The sequence below is a fragment of the Pseudomonas sp. MF09150 genome (genome assembly GCF_059862355.1).
The window spans coordinates 364,229-380,400 of sequence record NZ_JCBCUS010000006.1 but is presented as its reverse complement, the minus strand read 5'-3'; the positions used below and the strand labels follow the sequence as shown (position 1 = coordinate 380,400).

The following is a 16,172-nucleotide window of genomic DNA, read 5'->3' as shown; positions in this document are numbered from 1 at the left end:
AATCGCAGCATTATTGCATCGATCAGGGTCGTTATGCTGGGCGCCTGAATCAACCCACAGGACCTTTGTCATGCTCAGCCCCTCTGTTGCCCCGGACGCCCGGCGCCAGGCCATCTGGCTGCCGATCTTCGCCGGCCTCTGCGCCAGCCTGGTCGGCATCGGCCTGGCGCGGTTCGCCTACACCCCGCTGATTCCGGCATTGATCCAGGCTCAATGGTTTAGCGCAGGCGATGTGGTGTACCTGGGTGCCGCCAACCTGGTGGGCTACCTGCTCGGCGCCTTGCTCGGGCGGCCCCTGGCCCGGCGCACCTCCAACACCCACGCCCTGCGCCTGATGATGCTGGCGGTGACCCTGGCGTTTTTTGCCTGTGGTTTTCCGCTGTCGGTGGCCTGGTTCTTCGGCTGGCGCCTGCTGTCGGGGATTGCCGGTGGCGCGATCATGGTGCTGGTGGCCTCGACCGTACTGCCCCATGTGCCGGCGGCGCGTCGGGGCCTGGCCAGCGGTGCGATTTTCCTCGGCATCGGCCTCGGCATTGCCGGCTCCGGGACCCTGGTGCCACCGCTGCTGAGCCTGGGCCTGCAACAAACCTGGTGGGGCCTGGGCCTGGTGTCGCTGCTATTGAGCGCGGCCACCTGGTTCGCCTGGCCGACAACCGACCCGCTGCATGCAGCGCCTGTCGCAACCCCGGCGCCCGCGGCCACCCACGACCCGAGCGTCTACCTGCTGTTCGCTCAATACGCCTTTATGGCTGCCGGGCTGGTGCCGGCCATGGTGTTCCTGGTGGATTACGTGGCGCGCGGCCTGGGTGCCGGGCCGCACATTGGCGCGCTGATCTGGGTCCTGTACGGCCTGGGCGCGATCATCGGCCCGGTGAGTTATGGCTTTCTGGCCGACCATCTGGGCGCCCGGCTGAGCATGCGCCTGGTGCTGGTGGTGCAGGCGATTGCCATGGGCCTGCTGGCGGTGTCCAGCGCCTTCACCCTGCTGGCGGTGCTGGCGGTGATTCTCGGCTCGTTCCCGCCGGGCATCGTGCCGTTGGCCCTGGCCCGGGTGCATGAGCTGATCCCCCGGCATCACCTGCAACAGATCGCCTGGAGCCGCGCCACGGTGTCGTTCGCCACCTTCCAGGCCATCGCCGGTTTCGCCTACTCGAGCCTCTTCAACGCCAGCGGCGGCCAGCACGCCCTGCTGTTTCTCATCGCCGCCGGCGCCCTGGTCATCGCTCTGTTGCTGGAACCGGCGCTGCGCCTGGTGCAACGCCGCGAGCGGCTTGAGCCGGTATTGAACTGAATCACCGGCCCCCGGCTGCGGTCCCACCCATGAACCCTTTGCCACAGGAGATCGACATGCACCTGCCCCAGACCATGACCCTGATTGAAATCACCGAACCCGGCGGCCCCGACGTGCTGCAACCGCGCGAGGTCCCGCTGCCGGCGCCGGGCCCGGGTGAAGTGCTGATTCGCGTGCACGCCGCCGGGGTCAACCGCCCGGATGTGCTCCAGCGCAGCGGCCATTACCCGATGAAGCCCGGAATGAATCCGAACCCCGGACTCGAGGTAGCGGGTGAAGTGGTGGCCCTGGGCACCGGCGTCAGCCAGTTCGCCCTCGGCGACCGGGTCTGCGCCCTGACCAACGGCGGCGGCTACGCCCAGTATTGCGCGGTGCCGGCCGGACAGACCTTGCCGATCCCGGGTGACCTGTCGTGGATCCAGGCGGCCGCGATCCCGGAGACCTTCTTTACCGTGTGGGCCAATCTGTTCAGTATCGGCGGCGCCCACAAGGGCCAGCGGGTGCTGATCCACGGCGGTACCAGCGGCATCGGCACCACCGCCCTGATGCTGTGCCGGGAGCTGGGCATCGAGGCCTTCGCTACCGCCGGCAGCGCCGACAAATGCACGGTGATCCGCCAGTTGGGCGCCGAGCCGATCAACTACCGCGAGCAGGATTTTGCCCAGGTCATCGCGGAAAAAACCGCCGGCCAGGGGGTGAATGTGATTCTCGACATCATGGGCGGCTCCTACCTCAACAGTAACGTCTCGGCCCTGGCCCTCGAAGGGCGCCTGGTGATGCTGGGCTTTCTCGGCGGCGCCCGGGCCAAGGACATCGACCTGATGGCGATCATGGGCAAGCGCGCGGTGGTCACCGGCTCGCTGCTGCGCTCGCGCACCGGCGCCGAAAAAGCCGCCATCGCCGCGCACCTGCAGCAGCACGTATGGCCGGCGCTGGCGGCCGGCCGCTGCCTGCCGATGATCGACAAGGTCTACCCCTACACCGAGGCTGCCCAGGCCCACGAACGCATGGAGGGCAGCGAGCATATCGGCAAGATTGTGTTGCAGGTGGCTTGAGGGGTCGCCGGTGCGGGTGCCGGTCAGCCGGCCACCAGCAGCCGGTCCTCGAGGACCACGCTGATGCCGCCCTGGCGCCACAACTCGAAGTAGCGGGAAAAATCGATGTCCAGGGCAATCAGCGGCGTGGCGATGTACCAGGCCAGGTAATAGTCGGCCGCGATGCCATACAGCGCTTCGAGCAAGGCATGCACCTGGGCGTCCGCGTCCTTCAGGTCGTCGATCAGCGCATCGGCGATATGCTCGAACACCCAGGCATTGGGCACATCGCGCTGCAATAACGGGTACAGCTCATCACGACTGACGCACTGCACCTGTGGCTGCCAGCCGGGCTGCTCTGGCCAGGGGCCGCCAGTGGCCTCGCAGAAACGCGCCTGCTCGTGCCACCACTCCAGCGCCGCACTCTTGAGCCGCGCCTGATCGGTGCCCGAGGTCGGCAGCAGATACAGGCTGTGCTCCAGGGATCCGGACGCCAGCACCTGGCGCGTCCGCTCCTGGATGGCCAGGGCCTGGGGAAAGCCGGACAGGATCCGGCTCAGTTGCGAATCCCCCGGGTGCGCCTTGAACAGCCCGAGAAAATGCGACTTGTCGAAGTCAGCCCGGCCCTGACGGTAGGCGAGCCAGTCATCCAGCAACGAGCTCATGGGCAGGCGTGCGCCTGGGGTGCTGTGGTGGCCACTCAATGCACCGCCCGCGTCACCAGAAAACTCAGCAACTGCGGGTCGTCATCCAGCTCGATGGCTTGCACCGGACGCGGCAGGTCGTCGAGCACCGCGCGCCAGAACGCCTGGGAGGCTTCGTCCTGGTCATAGAAACGCACCAGCCAATTACTCTCGCCGCTGGTCAGCACCTGAGTCGCCAAGGCGCGGCCGATGCCCTTGCGCCGGTAGCGTTTGAGAATGAACAGGTCCGCCAGCTCCAGGGCGTTCAATCCCGGCAGCTCACTGCCCTCGATCAGCAGGAAGCCGGCGATATAGCCGTCGACCAGCAACAGGTTGGCGCTCCACTGCGGCTCTTGCCAGTAGCGGACCAAGTGCTCTTCGTGGATGTAAAAACGCCCGTCCGGCTCCACGTCTTCCTGTTCCCAGTCCGAAGACTCGTAGGCATAGAACTGATAGAGGTTGCGAATCAGCTCGGCGTGCTCAGGGCCGGTCTGGATCAACTCGACAGTGGTATCGCTCATGACGTGGCCTCGCGTGTGCATGGACGAGGCAAACAGGTATCGGCAATCGACGGCATGCATATCTCGTTAACTGGACAAATGACAGAGGCGCTGGCGGGCTGCCCCTTGAATGGGCCGCCATTGTTTACAAAACCCGCCGCCAACGCCATCGCAAACAATGGGAAAGCTGGCGCCGGTATTTCTCCATGAGCCAGCGGCCATAGCCCTGGTCCACTGAGCATAAATCTGGCTGCGGGCCACATCTGGCCCGCAAGGCCACTCTTGGCCTGATTTTTATCCCTTTATTTTCAACAGGTTATCGATATTCGAGCCAGAACAGGCCCGAAAAGCCGGCGATAAAAACACCTGGCGCAATTGGACGAGTTTAAAGACCGTCAACAGTCGCCGAATAAAACTCATAAGCCGTTGTTTTTAAATGATAAATACAAGAACAAAGAAAGACTGGCACAGGGTTTGCGATAAGGCCCAGGTCATCACCGATGGCATCACGGCCCATCAAGCCTTATTCGTCAAACCTACAAGGAAGCAGCCAATGTCTACTCCCGCCTACATCAGTATCCAGGGCAAGACCCAGGGCAACATCACCCAGGGCGCCTTCACCGCCGACTCCGTCGGCAACGTTTACCAGGAAGGCCACGAAGACCAGATCCTGGTCCAGGAAATCGAACACCTGATCGCCACTCCGACCGACCCACAAAGCGGCCAGCCCTCCGGCCAGCGTGTACACAAGCCGTTTATCTTCACTGCGCCGCTGAACAAGGCCACCCCGCTGCTGTACCAGGCCCTGGCCTCCGGCGAGATGCTCCCGGAAGTGGAAGTGAAGTGGTACCGCACCTCCACCGAGGGCAAGCAGGAGCACTTCTTCACCACCAAGCTGGAAGACGCCACCATCGTCAACATCAACGCCGCCCTGCCCCACGCCCAGGACCCGAGCAAGGCCGGCTACACCCAGTTGATCAAGGTTGCCATGGCCTACCGCAAGATCACCTGGACCCACGCCATCGCCGGCACCGAAGCCTCGGACGACTGGCGCAAACCGCAGGAATCCTGACCCCAGCCAAAGGCACGACCGACGCCCAGTGCGCCGGCCGTGCCGACTGTGCGCTGATCGATGATCCGGGCATTGACCCCGGTTGCAACGGAGCCTGTCATGCCTACCCAATCCGACCTGCGCTTTACTTTCAGTATTGGTAACGAGTCTTTTGAGGTTGTTGAGTTCACGCTCCATGAAGCGCTGTCCGAGACCTTTCATCTTTGCGTCGAACTGAGCAGCGCCAATTCCGCCATCGAATTTGGGCAGGTGCTGGATCGACCGGCGTTGCTGACGCTCTGGCACGGTGAAGCTCCCGTGCGCTATGTGCATGGCGCCGTTTCCTCTTTCGTGCAACAAGACAGCGGCTTCAGGCGCACCCGTTATTCGGCAGTGATCGAACCGCGCTTGGCACGGCTCAAGCTCAGCTCCGACTGGCGCATCTTCCAGACTCTTACCGTTCCGCAGATTACCGAGGCAGTGCTCAAGGCTCATGGCCTGACTCACGACTACGAGCAACGGGTCACCAACGAACATTTGTCCCGTGAGTACTGCGTGCAGGCGGGCGATACGGACTACCACTTCGTCGAACGCATCATGCGCGAGGAAGGGTTCTTTTATTCCTTTCGACAAAGCGCCGAAGGCCATCAACTGGTCCACAGCGATCGCCTGTTTATCCACGGTCGGGTGGGCGATGAACCGGTGCAATACAACCCCGCACCGGGCGGCGACCAGCCGCAACCTGCGTTGCGCCGCTTCGCCTACAGCGAAAACGTGCGTACCGCGCGCCAGACTCAGCGCGATTACACCTTCCACCATCCGCGCTACAGCCACCATCACAGCCGTGATGGCGTCGATCTCGACCATCAAGGTCGCCAATACGAACGCTACGATTATCCCGCCCGAGCCAAGTTTGACGAGGCCGGAAAACCCTTCGCCGAGAACCGCCTGCGTGGTCACCGCCGTGATGCGCGCATGGCCCTGGTGGAGGGCGATGATCCGCGCCTGCAACCCGGCATTTCCTTCACTCTCGCGGGCCACCCACGTGAAGATATGAACCGTAGCTGGCGTCCGGTGAACATCGTTCACCATGGCAAGCAGCACACCAGCCAGGCTGAAGAAAGTGCTGAGGCGCAACTCGGTACTCACTACAGCTACCAGGCCGAACTGGTGCCAGACGATGCCGAATGGCGCGCCGAGCCGCTGCCCAAACCACTGATCGACGGCCCGCAGAATGCGGTGGTGGTCGGGCCACCAGGGGAAGAAATCTATACCGAGGAATACGCCCGGGTGAAGGTTCAATTCCCCTGGGATCGAGAAGGGAAAGAGGACGAATACAGCTCCTGCTGGATCCGCGTTTCGCAAAACATCTCCGGCGCCACCTGGGGCCATATGGCCATTCCGCGTATCGGTCAGGAAGTCATCGTCTCCCACTACGACGGCGATCCAGATCAACCGATCATCACCGGCCGCACTTATAACCGCCTGCAACTGCCGCCCTACGAATTACCCCGGCACAAGACCCGGATGACGATCAAGAGCAAGACCCACAAGGGCGAAGGCTTCAACGAACTGCGCTTCGAGGACGAAAAGGATCAGGAGGAAATCTACGTCCATGCGCAGAAAGACCAGAACATCCACATCAACCACGACGAGACGACTTTCGTCGGCCACGACCGCAGCGAACAGGTCGAGCACGACGAAACCGTTTCTGTCGGTCACGACCGCAAGGAAACAGTCGGCAACGACGAACAAGTGAACATCGGCCAAGACCGGCGCCACGATATCGGCCAGGACGACTACCTGACCATCGGCCGCAACCACACAATCCGCACCGGCAAAGACCGCACCGAAGAAGTCGGCAACCACCGCCGGGACAAGACCACGGCCAACCACTGGGTCAGCATCGGCGGTCACCAGGAACACAGCGTGGAAGGCCGATCCGAGCTACAGGCAGGCCAGGCGATTCGCTATCGAACCAAGGTCTACGAGATCCAGGCAACCACCCAACTGACCCTCAAGGGGCCCGGTGGGATCATCCGTATCGACGGCTCCGGCATCACGCTCAATGGCATCAACATCGTGTTGAAGGGGCCGATGAACAAGCAGGGTGGCGGAGCGAGTCCTATCCCCGCCCCCCTGGGAGTGCCTGCCCCTGGTGTGCCGTTCGATGTGTTGTGCATGAAACGCAGCGATGGCAGTTGCCCACGCCCAGACTGCCCTTGCGGCAACTTTCAAGGAAGCTGAGCATGCTACAAGCCTTGAAACAGCCCCATCTGCCCGACGTGCAATCGTCATCGCTCACTACCTATCTGCTACTCGAAAGCGAAGTACTGGAAGAGTGGCTGATGCAACAACCGGACGCGCCGGAACAACCATCCATTGCCGATTTCGTGCGCACGGTCGACTACGCCACCTCGCAACACTGGGTCTGGAGCGAAACCGAGTATGACCAATACCGCAGCGACGGGCCGCTGCTGGTGCAGTACCACCCAGGCTCTGATTTGCCCGCACTCTTTCTCGACCAATGGGCAGCCATCGGCGGTGCAGTGTTCATGGCATCAGCCCGACCAATCGACGATGTGCTTGCCCAGCTACGGGAAGTCCTGTTCGTACTGATGCCCAATGGCAATAAGGCACGCTGGCGACTCCAGGAGACTGCGGCGCTCGCGAGCATTCTCGGCACGCTCGAACCCCACCGCGCCGCAGCCCTGCTCGGCCCTGTGCAAGAACTGATATGGCGTGAAAACTTCGGCCCGGAGCACCAGTGGTGGCGCTATCAACACGCCCACGGCCCGCTCCCGGTCCAGGGGGGCTTCCAATTCAGTCATGGAGAAATGACGGCTATCGATACCGGGCTTGGCGAGCATCACCTGCGCAAAAACATCGCGCTCACCCAGCAAGCCCCACACAGCTTTTACGACAGCGCACGCCGGCAAACCCTGATCTGGCTGGACCAGCTTAAACGCTGGGGCTTCGAGGAGATCCAGCACCTGGATAGCGCACTGGAAGCCTTCCGACACCCGGCCTACTCCAAGCGCGCAGACGGGGTGATCACCCTGCTGCAAGACCCCAGCCTGACGCCCGGCGCCCGCGCTACCCAGGCACTGAACCACCTGATGACAGAAGGACACTGACCATGGCAGGAAGCACCCAATACAGCAGCACCAACGAAAGCTGCCAAGCCCGAATTCCGTTGTTTCCCTTGCGTTACTCCGCGCATCCGCGTCCGAAGGGTGGGGATGACTATGGGTATGACTTGCCTACCCTGGAGAAGGGATTTCCAAAGTTGAAGTACGCGCAGTATGGTTTGCGCTGTATAGGCGGTGGGTTCATCTATCTGTTCGACGAAACAGAAGGTGATGTATTTATCTGGAGCATCAGAGAAGATGATGGTCTATTTTCAGAGTTGAGATCAAAGTACCGTACGTTGGAGTCCAACCTAAAAGGTTATAAGACCGGGCACGCTGCGTCTCACATTTGGGCGCGATGCGGCTCAGTTGTACATTTATTGTTGACCGACACCTTACTTACAGCACGAACCATCCAAGAAATTAAATCTAATAAAAACAAACTTCGAGAAAAAATAGCTACGACCATCAATATAAAGAGCTGGACGGACAGCAACCCTCAAGACAATACCTTATCGGCTAACAATCTTGAAAAGCAAGTTGAAGAGTTCAAAGGAACCTCTCTGGAATTTTCCCCTTGGAAGATGAGACCCTCGCGCAGCGCTCGCGCAATCGAAAACGGTATGAAAAGTGTATCGTCCAAGGCTCAAATTGCTGTAGTCATGTACGACCACATCGGGCTAACTCAAGAGTTAACGGGATTAGTACAACTGGCGTGTAAAGCAATGGAGAGGTATAGCTCTGCGCCTGATCAAGATGACGATAAGGAACCAATCGAGCGCCACCGTAAAAAAATAATTGCTGATCTTATAGAAAAAATCTATGAATACTCATACAGGGAAAACAATGATCTCTACAGCAAGGATGAATTCGAAAGAGCGATGAATCGTGACATCACCTCTCACACCACGCTCATAAAAAGAATACGAGAACAAGATGAGCAAATGAAACAACTTGAACAATTAGGCGGTAGGCCCCGACTTCACCAGCCAACGCCTCCCTTTCCAAATAAGCGAGAGATACGCTCAATTGTGCTTACTAAAGCAGCAAGACTCAACTCTAGACACATCAAAGAACAAGAGCGCCTCGTCTTCTTAAACACATACGAGAACAACCTCCAACGATTACACATAGACGTATTAAAATACAAAAATGATCGACGCGCATGGTTGAATACATATTTTGGTAACGACCCTACCGAACTCGGGAGCACTTTTCTCCGCTATGACAAACTCAACAGCACTTCTTCCAGCAGCCATGCAAATGCCTTTTGCTCTTGCATAGAGGGCATGATATGGGGAACAGAGGAGACTCCTCAGGACTTTAAAGATGAAGAGCGAGATATCTTCTCTCACTGGTGGCAGTCTTCAGGAGAAAACAATCCAATACTGGTAAATCTAGAGCTCGACAAAGGTCTCGCAGAAGTACTCTGGAACAACAAGCGTGACACCCTTCTTTCGACTACCAAAGAGTTTTCACGCATAGGAAGGTACTACGCAACCAACGCACTAATTAGGCAGGTTGGAGTGTTTGCTCTCACACGTCCTAACTCATGGCGAGGAGCAGTTCGAGATACCGTTGATGATTTGCTTCACCGTTTAGCAGCAACGGGAACTGTTGAGGACGCAACAAGGCTGCGGCGCCTCCTTGAAGAGCGATATCAAGACCATATACAAGTAAGACAACTGACTCACGCTGAAGCAGATAGGCTTCTTAGGCAGGCAGCACGCGTTCCTAGCTTTACAACCGAAGGTTCAATCGCTCGTGGAGCAGGCAATACTATTCAGGTGCTGGACTGGGAGCGAATGTCGAGATTTACTCGTTATGCCAATCCATTCATAAACACTTTTGAAATGGGCACTGCAAGCGTTGCTGGCGTCTTTAGCCTAATGAACCTCAAATCGGCCATTATGGATTTTAACTGGCAATCAGGTGAGCGCGGCGCCTCATTATCTAGCCTGGGTGGAGCAATTATGGGCCTGGGTAGCGCAATGTCTGGGATGCTCGCATCTACGGAAACTGCAATGCCAGTAGCATATGCTCGTATTTCAAGTTCAATCCGTATAGCGAACTGGATATCTGGACAAGCAGGAGTACGCTCATTTGGATATGGAGGGGCGATATTTGATGCGTTTACTAATGCCTTTAAAGCTCACACACAGCTTGAAATTGGAAATAACGAGGCGGCGACACACTACGGCGGCGCCAGCATTTATATGGGTGCAGGAGGTGCCGCTTTGACATTTGGATCTAGCACCTTAGTTGCCGAAGGAGCAACGCTGGCAACTGTTTCAATGGGAGTTCCTTTGTGGGGCTGGCTGCTCGCAGGTGCAATATTCTTAACTATCGGAGCATATCTTATGATGCGAGGGAACGCCGCAAAATATGAACCATTGGACTATTGGCTAAATGATGGAACCTTTGGAAAGCGACAGTTACTTGGCCGAAAAAACGTAGATAAATTCACGTCACTTGACGAGGAAAATTATAGTTACATGGTCGCCTGCTATTCACCAAAACTGATTGAACTGGACTGGAGCAGTGTATCAATCAACCACGAGCCCTCAACTTATTACGCCTACACCGATACCGCAGTCATACCATTAGAGTACGACCCAAAATTAGAGATTGAGATCCACTACCCACTCCCTGGAAAAATTGCCGAACCCTCAATAAATCTTGATAAAAACGAACTAAAAACCACGAAAATAGAAGCAAAGAATCTTAATCTCACAAGCGATGGCGAACGATATAAATACACCATCAGGGGAGTCAATAAAAGTGACAAAGGAACTTTCGAGATTAAATTTTCCTATACGCCGGAAAATCTTCCCAGCACAACTCTGATGTCAAGAGTCCGTCCAGGCTCAGGCAGTTCGACCCAACATCAGGCTGAGGGAAAAAACTAATGATATCCGGAACACCACCCCATAAGAACCAATACGGCCTAGGAGTGAATCATATCGATGCCTTAGATTCCGCAACGCCGTGCCTGGGAGTTGAGGCAGCGGCTGACGCTAATATTATGAAAATAACGGAGCACTGTTTATTTGTCAGAACCGCCGAGGGAAGTATTTACGGTGGTCGTCGTGGAATGAGTTGGTGGACAACTGTAATAACGGTATTCGTCTTCTTCTTCTTTTCCGCTGGCGAGTACGGTGGGTATCTATACGACATAACGCACGAAGATTTCAAAGGCACGTTCTTAGAGCACTATACCAATAACTGGGGACTGACTATCGGAGTTACAATCGCATTTTTTATGGCTTGTTCGTGGCTATTTATTCCTTGGCGCCGACAGCTGCCCATTATTTTCAATCGTCAATCAGGCCACGTCACAGCTTTTATTAATGGAAATATCGTGAGCGAAGAATGGCAGCACCTGGAAGCATATATCAAAGACATTACATCCTTTTCAGTTAGCGGCGCTGCTGTTAATGAAGGCGTTTTAACTTTAGGACTTACCGATACAGCTACAACCTCACGTTGCAAACGGAAATATATAGGTATCTATGCCACACAAGATTCGATTAGACCTGCAGGCAGTCGTAAAATTTACGGCGCTGCCCAACTATGGGAGTACATCCGACTGTACATGGGTGAAGGAGCCGCTGCCCTGCCTCCGTCTTGTGCTATCACACCCTACCGGATTGCTCATGCCCGCGAAGCTATCCAGCAATTCAATCCGCTGAAGATATTGAACGTCAGTCATCCTGCGTGGCTACTGCTAGCTGTACCATTTTTCATATTTTTAGCGCTGCCTTTGGCGCCTCTGATAATGATTGGGGACATCCTATACATGTGGTTTGACCGTATTCTTCCCCGCCGCAAGTGGCCTCAAGAGCTAGTTAATGCCTGCGATGGTATCTGGGATGGGAAAGAGAGCTGATGTGTACTCATCCTAAATGGCAACCCAAATACGGCACTCTCCACGCCCGTGTTGATGTGTTGTCTGCAGCAAGCCCGTCTTTAGGCATAGAACCTGCCGCCGACAACAACGTGATGAAAATCACTGAAAAATGCCTCTTTATACGTCCCGTATCCGGGAGTATTTATGGTGGACGGTCCAGTATGAGCTGGTGGGCAACAGTAGTACTGCCCTTTATATTCGTGTTTTTTTCTATAGTAGAGTTTTTCAGCTACCGTCACGACACAGCTACAAACGGATATAACGCCGGAGCTATAAGTCACTACATGGAAAACTGGCATTACCCAGCCGGCATAACCTTTGTATTTTTCCTCTGTTGCATTTGGATATTTATCCCATGGCGCACTCAGCTCCCGATCATATTCAACCGTGAGACGCGCAAAGTCACATGCATTATCAAAGGAAAATGGATCAGCCAGAGATACGAGCATCTGGAAGTTTATATAAAAGATATAACAACCATCGCCTCAGGAGGCGCACCTATTAACGAAGGGGTATTGATACTGGCCTTTCCTTATGCAGAACAAGACAAAACATTTTCTAATGACCAGTTACGTATTAGCATCAGCGCAACAAAGGATGCAGACGAAGCTTACTTCAATCGAGGTATATACGGAGCCGCAATGATTTTGGAATATATTCGACTTTTCATGCATCAAGGCGCAGGAGCTCTTCCGCCCTCTTCTGCCATAAGCAACTATAAAGCCACAAGCATTCGAGAGTGCTTCTCTATGTGGTCGCCATTCAAAATCTTCCAAAGCAAAGTTTGGTGGAAGCGTCTTATAGCACCATTTTTATTCCCACTCGTAGCGCCAACACTTTGGTTAATAACCTTAGGAGATCTGCTCTACATGGCGCTTGATCGTATACTCCCACGAAAGAAATGGCCCCAAGAACTCATTGACGCTTGTGACGGTGTCTGGAATGGAGAGGAATGATGAAAATTCGTTGAATTGAATTTTGATGCACAAAAACACTACCGCCGTACGCAGGCATTACTGAAGAAGTTAAACACTGGAATGGGCCAATCCCGACAACAACATGCCCACGTACAGCCTGGCACTGCGCTTGCCACTCAGAACCAATGGTGCAGCCAGTTGCAGGGGGCACCCTCCTACGTTTAAGCAAAGGAAACCAAACATGAAACCCATCGTTCTCGTCGGCCACGCGCACAGTTGCCCTATTCATGGAGGTGGAACCGTGGTCAGTGGTGCGAGCTCTGCCACCGTCAATGGCAAAGCGGTGGCCCGGGTAGGTGACCAGACCAGTTGTGGCGCGGTTATCCAGAGCGGTTCACCCGGAACCATCATCGAGGGCCAGGCCGCTGCTCGTCAGGGGGATACCACGAGCCATGGCGGCACGCTGGTCGAAGGTGAAAGCGGTTGGTTGGTCGAGTGACCGCGAACATCGCGTCGGCCTTGCCATCGTAAAGGCTCGCAGCAGTTCAATTTCTTCTGCAGCCCCGCCGGGCGATTCGGCAAAAACCAAGGCAGCAAAGCCGCTGACCTACAAGCAGGCGCTGAGTGCCTAAGAGGAGATCCTGCGCAACGCCATGGCCAGGAGAATGCTCGACAACAGTGGGAGCATCGGTGACGGGAAATTTCTCGAGGTGTTAGACCGTACTCAGCGTGCAGGCAAGGCCGGAAAGCTGCCGGAGGCGGTCGCCGAGCGGCTGGAGGTGTGGCGAAAGCAGCGTGTGGTGGAGCAAGCCTATCTCGATGAATATGGCCGCGGTGCGCCTCGGCAAGACCTGGGCGGTGGAGATGCAAGTACTTGCCCCAAGTATTTCCCAGTGCGAAACGCCTATCGAGGCCGTACGCAAGCTCGCCGCCACCATCGAGTTCGAGCCAGGTGAAGACTACGGGGATGCGGGCGTTGGCACCCCAGGTAGTGCGTCATCCATGACCGATGTCATCGGCGGACCGCACCTGCGGTATTTCGACTACGGCGCAGAATTGCAGCGACAACGCTCGTGGGACACGGTCAAGACGTACCTCCTCCGATACTCGCCGCTGTTGCTGATCGTCGTGATAGCCATCGCGCGGGCCATAAGACGCCGAAACGCCTAGTGACCAGGGATGCCGCGTTTCGGCAGTCCCCATGAACGGCGTGCCGCAGTCACCGACAGCGGTACTGCCTCACCCGGGCAGTCGCTCAGCGAATTCAGATTGCTCTTCACCCCGCACCCGATCACGGCTAACCTTGGCCACCGACCAAGCCTGCGATCTGCGCTGGCCGACCAAAATGATTTCGGAAGCCGCTGCCACAATGGATATTTCTTCGATTCATCCCCCCCTCACCAGCAGCAAGGACAGTGCGGGCGGGCGCGTTCAGGTCATCGACCGGTCGATTGTGCTGTTGCGCACGCTGTCGGGCCTCAAGCACGGGGCCAGTGCGCTGGACCTGGCGCGGCTGACCGGGATCGACCGCACCACTATCCATCGCCTGCTCAAGACCCTGACCTACTGGAGCCTGATCGAATCCCAGGGCGGCACCTATCGCATCGGGCCGGAGTGCCTGATTTATTCGGCGGCGTATCTGAACCGCCTCAACCTGCGCAAGATCGCCCTGCCCTACGCCATCGAGTTGCAGCGGGTGATCGGCGAGCGCCAGGCCATTGTGTCGCTGTCGGTGCCGGTGGGCGATCAGGTGGTGTTGATCGAGCGCATGTGGACCCCGACCACCCCGCTCAACGTGATTGTCGACCTGGCCGACCAGTTCCCCATCGACGGCAGCCCCAGTGGCCGCGCGGTGCTGGCCACTTATGACGCGGCCACGGCCCTGGGGATTCTCGGCGAGGCGCGTTATGCCAAGGCCTTGCCGGCCCTGGAGCAGATCCGTGGCCAGCAGGACTTTGCCTTCGGCCATGGCGAGTTCAAGCCGGGGCTTTCGTCGGTGGCCTTCCCCATTCGCCTGGAGGCCGGGCCGGCGATCGGTGCCGTGGTGGTGGCCGGGCTGGAGATGGAGCAGGAAACCCACCCCGCCTCCTCCCTGGCCAGCCATGTACGCCGCGCCTGTGAAGGCATCGCGGCGCAGTTGGGCAACCTCTAGCCCGCAGAGTCAGTACGCCAGTTCCGGCCCCAGCACGGCGAGCAGCCGGTTCTTTTGCACCTTGCCGTAGTGGGAGCGTGGCAGTTCATCGACCACGAACACCCGGCGCGGCACCTTGTAGCGCGACAGCAAGGCGCGGCAGTGTTCCATCAGCTCCTGCGCACTGGGCTTGCCGGCGCCATTGAGCACCACAGCGGCGCACACCTGCTCTCCCCATTCGACATCCGCCAGGCCGAAGACATGGGCATCCTGCACCCCGGGATGGCTCAGCAGGCTCTGCTCGACTTCCCCCGGCTGCACCGACTTGCCGCCGCTGCGAATGATGTCCTTGCAGCGCCCGAGTACCCGCAACTGGCCATCGGCATCGAGCCGTCCGAGATCACCGCTGCGCAGCCAGCCGTGCTCCAGGACCCGCGCGCTGAGGGCGTCCTGTTGCCAGTAACCGCTCATCAATTGCGGGCCGCCCAGCAGAATCTCGCCCACGCCCTGGGCATCGGGCTGGTCGATGCGCACCGCCGCCGCGAACACCGGGCGCCCCACCAGGCCCTCGGCCCCGTTTGCACTACGCCGGGCTGCCGCCATCTGCGGCGCCGACAAGTAGCAACTCCAGGGCGCCTCGGTCATGCCGTAGAGCACGCTGATGCGCTCGCTGAACAGGCTGCACGAGCCTTCCAGCACCTCCCCGCTCAACGCGGCGGCGCCCACATCGAGGCTCTTGAACGCTGGCAACGGCAGCGGCGCGGTGCCGGCTTCACGCAACAGGCGCAGCAGTTGGGTCGGCACCAGGGAGCTGAAGGCCACCCGATACTCAAGCAGTTGAGCGACAATGGTCTTGCCATCAAAGCGCCCGCCGAGTACCACCTGGCCGCCACTGAGCAGGTGCGCCAACACCGCCACCGCGGCAATCGGCCATAGCGGCCGCACATTGAGCAGCACATCGCCGACCACCGCGCCGCGAGCCATGACGATGTTCTGCAACACCGCGCACAGGCTGGCATGGCGATGCATCACTGCCTTGGGGGTGCCAGTGGTGCCGCCGGTGTAGTTCAGCGAGGCCAGGGCCTGTGGCGACTGGGCCGGGCGTGACCTGAGGTCGCCAGCGGCCGGGGTGGTCAGGGTCTCCAGGGGCCGGCAGTCGATGCCCGCCTGGCGCAGACGTTCAACCAGGGCCAGGTGCTGGGGGGAGAACAGCAGCAGGACAGCCCCGGCATCACGCACCTGGGCCAGCAGTTCATCGGCGGCCAGGGCCGGGTCCAGCGGCACCCGCACCCGACCGTTGGCCATGCAGCCGTAGTCGGCGATCAAATAGTCGAGGCTGGCCTCGGCCAGCAGGGCCACCCGCGCCCCGGGCGCCACCTGCAGCCGCTCCAGGGCCTGGCCGAACCCGCTGAGCGCCCGGTCCAGCTCGGCGAAGGTCAGGCTGCGGGCGCTGGCAGGCTCGCTCAGTGCCGGTTGCTCGGGCCATTTGCCGGCCGCCTGGGCCAGCAGCGTACTGATATCCAT

The 16,172-nt window shown here is 58.3% G+C and carries 14 protein-coding genes; 11 read left to right on the top strand and 3 right to left on the bottom strand.

Going from position 1 to position 16,172, the window contains the following annotated elements; translation table 11 throughout:
- Positions 1–70 precede the first annotated feature (70 nt).
- Both AC19YX_RS23020 and AC19YX_RS23015 read left to right on the top strand, forming a co-directional pair.
- Positions 71–1,291 (top strand): YbfB/YjiJ family MFS transporter, encoded by a 1,221-nt coding sequence (locus AC19YX_RS23020; protein ID WP_421546566.1) that lies wholly within the window; start codon positions 71–73, stop codon positions 1,289–1,291.
- Between the two features lie 56 nt (positions 1,292–1,347).
- A complete protein-coding gene (locus tag AC19YX_RS23015; protein WP_421547565.1) occupies positions 1,348–2,346 on the top strand; it encodes an NAD(P)H-quinone oxidoreductase in 999 nt (332 codons plus the stop codon).
- Between the two features lie 23 nt (positions 2,347–2,369).
- Here the strand turns inward: AC19YX_RS23015 and AC19YX_RS23010 are convergent, their stop codons facing one another.
- Together AC19YX_RS23010 and AC19YX_RS23005 are read right to left on the bottom strand one after the other, a co-directional pair.
- Positions 2,370–2,990: a hypothetical protein gene (locus AC19YX_RS23010; RefSeq protein ID WP_500607112.1), complete on the bottom strand. Its 621-nt coding sequence runs from the start codon at positions 2,988–2,990 to the stop codon at positions 2,370–2,372.
- Positions 2,991–3,025: 35 nt separating this feature from the next.
- Positions 3,026–3,529: a GNAT family N-acetyltransferase gene (locus tag AC19YX_RS23005; RefSeq protein ID WP_500607111.1), complete on the bottom strand. Its 504-nt coding sequence runs from the start codon at positions 3,527–3,529 to the stop codon at positions 3,026–3,028.
- Between the two features lie 532 nt (positions 3,530–4,061).
- Here AC19YX_RS23005 and AC19YX_RS23000 point away from each other — a divergent pair.
- From AC19YX_RS23000 to AC19YX_RS22960, 9 genes are all read left to right on the top strand, one after another.
- Positions 4,062–4,580 (top strand): Hcp family type VI secretion system effector, encoded by a 519-nt coding sequence (locus AC19YX_RS23000; RefSeq protein ID WP_078468984.1) that lies wholly within the window; start codon positions 4,062–4,064, stop codon positions 4,578–4,580.
- 99 nt (positions 4,581–4,679) lie between these two features.
- Entirely contained in the window at positions 4,680–6,806 is a 2,127-nt protein-coding gene (locus AC19YX_RS22995) for a type VI secretion system Vgr family protein (protein WP_500607110.1), read from the top strand.
- 2 nt (positions 6,807–6,808) lie between these two features.
- Entirely contained in the window at positions 6,809–7,696 is an 888-nt protein-coding gene (locus tag AC19YX_RS22990; protein ID WP_421546548.1) for a DUF4123 domain-containing protein, read from the top strand.
- 2 nt (positions 7,697–7,698) lie between these two features.
- Positions 7,699–10,599, top strand: coding sequence for a toxin VasX (locus AC19YX_RS22985; RefSeq protein ID WP_500607109.1), 2,901 nt, complete (start codon positions 7,699–7,701; stop codon positions 10,597–10,599).
- Between the two features lie 44 nt (positions 10,600–10,643).
- The gene (locus AC19YX_RS22980) at positions 10,644–11,579 is read left to right on the top strand and encodes a DUF6708 domain-containing protein (RefSeq protein WP_500607108.1); all 936 of its coding nucleotides are present in this window, start codon (positions 10,644–10,646) and stop codon (positions 11,577–11,579) included.
- Complete coding sequence (locus AC19YX_RS22975; protein ID WP_421546542.1) at positions 11,579–12,556, top strand: hypothetical protein; 978 nt, start codon at positions 11,579–11,581, stop codon at positions 12,554–12,556. Before AC19YX_RS22980 ends, AC19YX_RS22975 begins: the two co-directional genes overlap by 1 nt.
- Before the next feature lie 202 nt (positions 12,557–12,758).
- On the top strand, positions 12,759–13,016 hold the full coding sequence (locus AC19YX_RS22970) for a PAAR domain-containing protein (protein ID WP_078468962.1): 258 nt from the start codon (positions 12,759–12,761) through the stop codon (positions 13,014–13,016).
- Positions 13,017–13,336: 320 nt separating this feature from the next.
- Positions 13,337–13,687, top strand: a complete 351-nt coding sequence (locus AC19YX_RS22965; protein WP_500607107.1) for a hypothetical protein — start codon at positions 13,337–13,339, stop codon at positions 13,685–13,687.
- 199 nt (positions 13,688–13,886) lie between these two features.
- Complete coding sequence (locus AC19YX_RS22960) at positions 13,887–14,669, top strand: IclR family transcriptional regulator (RefSeq protein ID WP_043230036.1); 783 nt, start codon at positions 13,887–13,889, stop codon at positions 14,667–14,669.
- Positions 14,670–14,678: 9 nt separating this feature from the next.
- Here the strand turns inward: AC19YX_RS22960 and AC19YX_RS22955 are convergent, their stop codons facing one another.
- On the bottom strand, positions 14,679–16,172 hold the full coding sequence (locus AC19YX_RS22955) for a class I adenylate-forming enzyme family protein (protein WP_500607106.1): 1,494 nt from the start codon (positions 16,170–16,172) through the stop codon (positions 14,679–14,681).

Excerpts from the sequence above, each read along its gene's own strand:
- AC19YX_RS22985 (WP_500607109.1), top strand. The coding sequence starts at position 7,699 with ATGGCAGGAAGCACCCAATACAGCAGCACCAACGAAAGCTGCCAAGCC.
- AC19YX_RS22965 (WP_500607107.1), top strand. The coding sequence starts at position 13,337 with ATGAATATGGCCGCGGTGCGCCTCGGCAAGACCTGGGCGGTGGAGATG.
- AC19YX_RS23005 (WP_500607111.1), bottom strand. The coding sequence starts at position 3,529 with ATGAGCGATACCACTGTCGAGTTGATCCAGACCGGCCCTGAGCACGCC.
- AC19YX_RS23020 (WP_421546566.1), top strand. The coding sequence starts at position 71 with ATGCTCAGCCCCTCTGTTGCCCCGGACGCCCGGCGCCAGGCCATCTGG.
- AC19YX_RS23000 (WP_078468984.1), top strand. The coding sequence starts at position 4,062 with ATGTCTACTCCCGCCTACATCAGTATCCAGGGCAAGACCCAGGGCAAC.
- AC19YX_RS22995 (WP_500607110.1), top strand. The coding sequence starts at position 4,680 with ATGCCTACCCAATCCGACCTGCGCTTTACTTTCAGTATTGGTAACGAG.
- AC19YX_RS23010 (WP_500607112.1), bottom strand. The coding sequence starts at position 2,990 with ATGAGCTCGTTGCTGGATGACTGGCTCGCCTACCGTCAGGGCCGGGCT.
- AC19YX_RS22975 (WP_421546542.1), top strand. The coding sequence starts at position 11,579 with ATGTGTACTCATCCTAAATGGCAACCCAAATACGGCACTCTCCACGCC.
- AC19YX_RS22990 (WP_421546548.1), top strand. The coding sequence starts at position 6,809 with ATGCTACAAGCCTTGAAACAGCCCCATCTGCCCGACGTGCAATCGTCA.
- AC19YX_RS22960 (WP_043230036.1), top strand. The coding sequence starts at position 13,887 with ATGGATATTTCTTCGATTCATCCCCCCCTCACCAGCAGCAAGGACAGT.
- AC19YX_RS22955 (WP_500607106.1), bottom strand. The coding sequence starts at position 16,172 with ATGGATATCAGTACGCTGCTGGCCCAGGCGGCCGGCAAATGGCCCGAG.
- AC19YX_RS23015 (WP_421547565.1), top strand. The coding sequence starts at position 1,348 with ATGCACCTGCCCCAGACCATGACCCTGATTGAAATCACCGAACCCGGC.
- AC19YX_RS22970 (WP_078468962.1), top strand. The coding sequence starts at position 12,759 with ATGAAACCCATCGTTCTCGTCGGCCACGCGCACAGTTGCCCTATTCAT.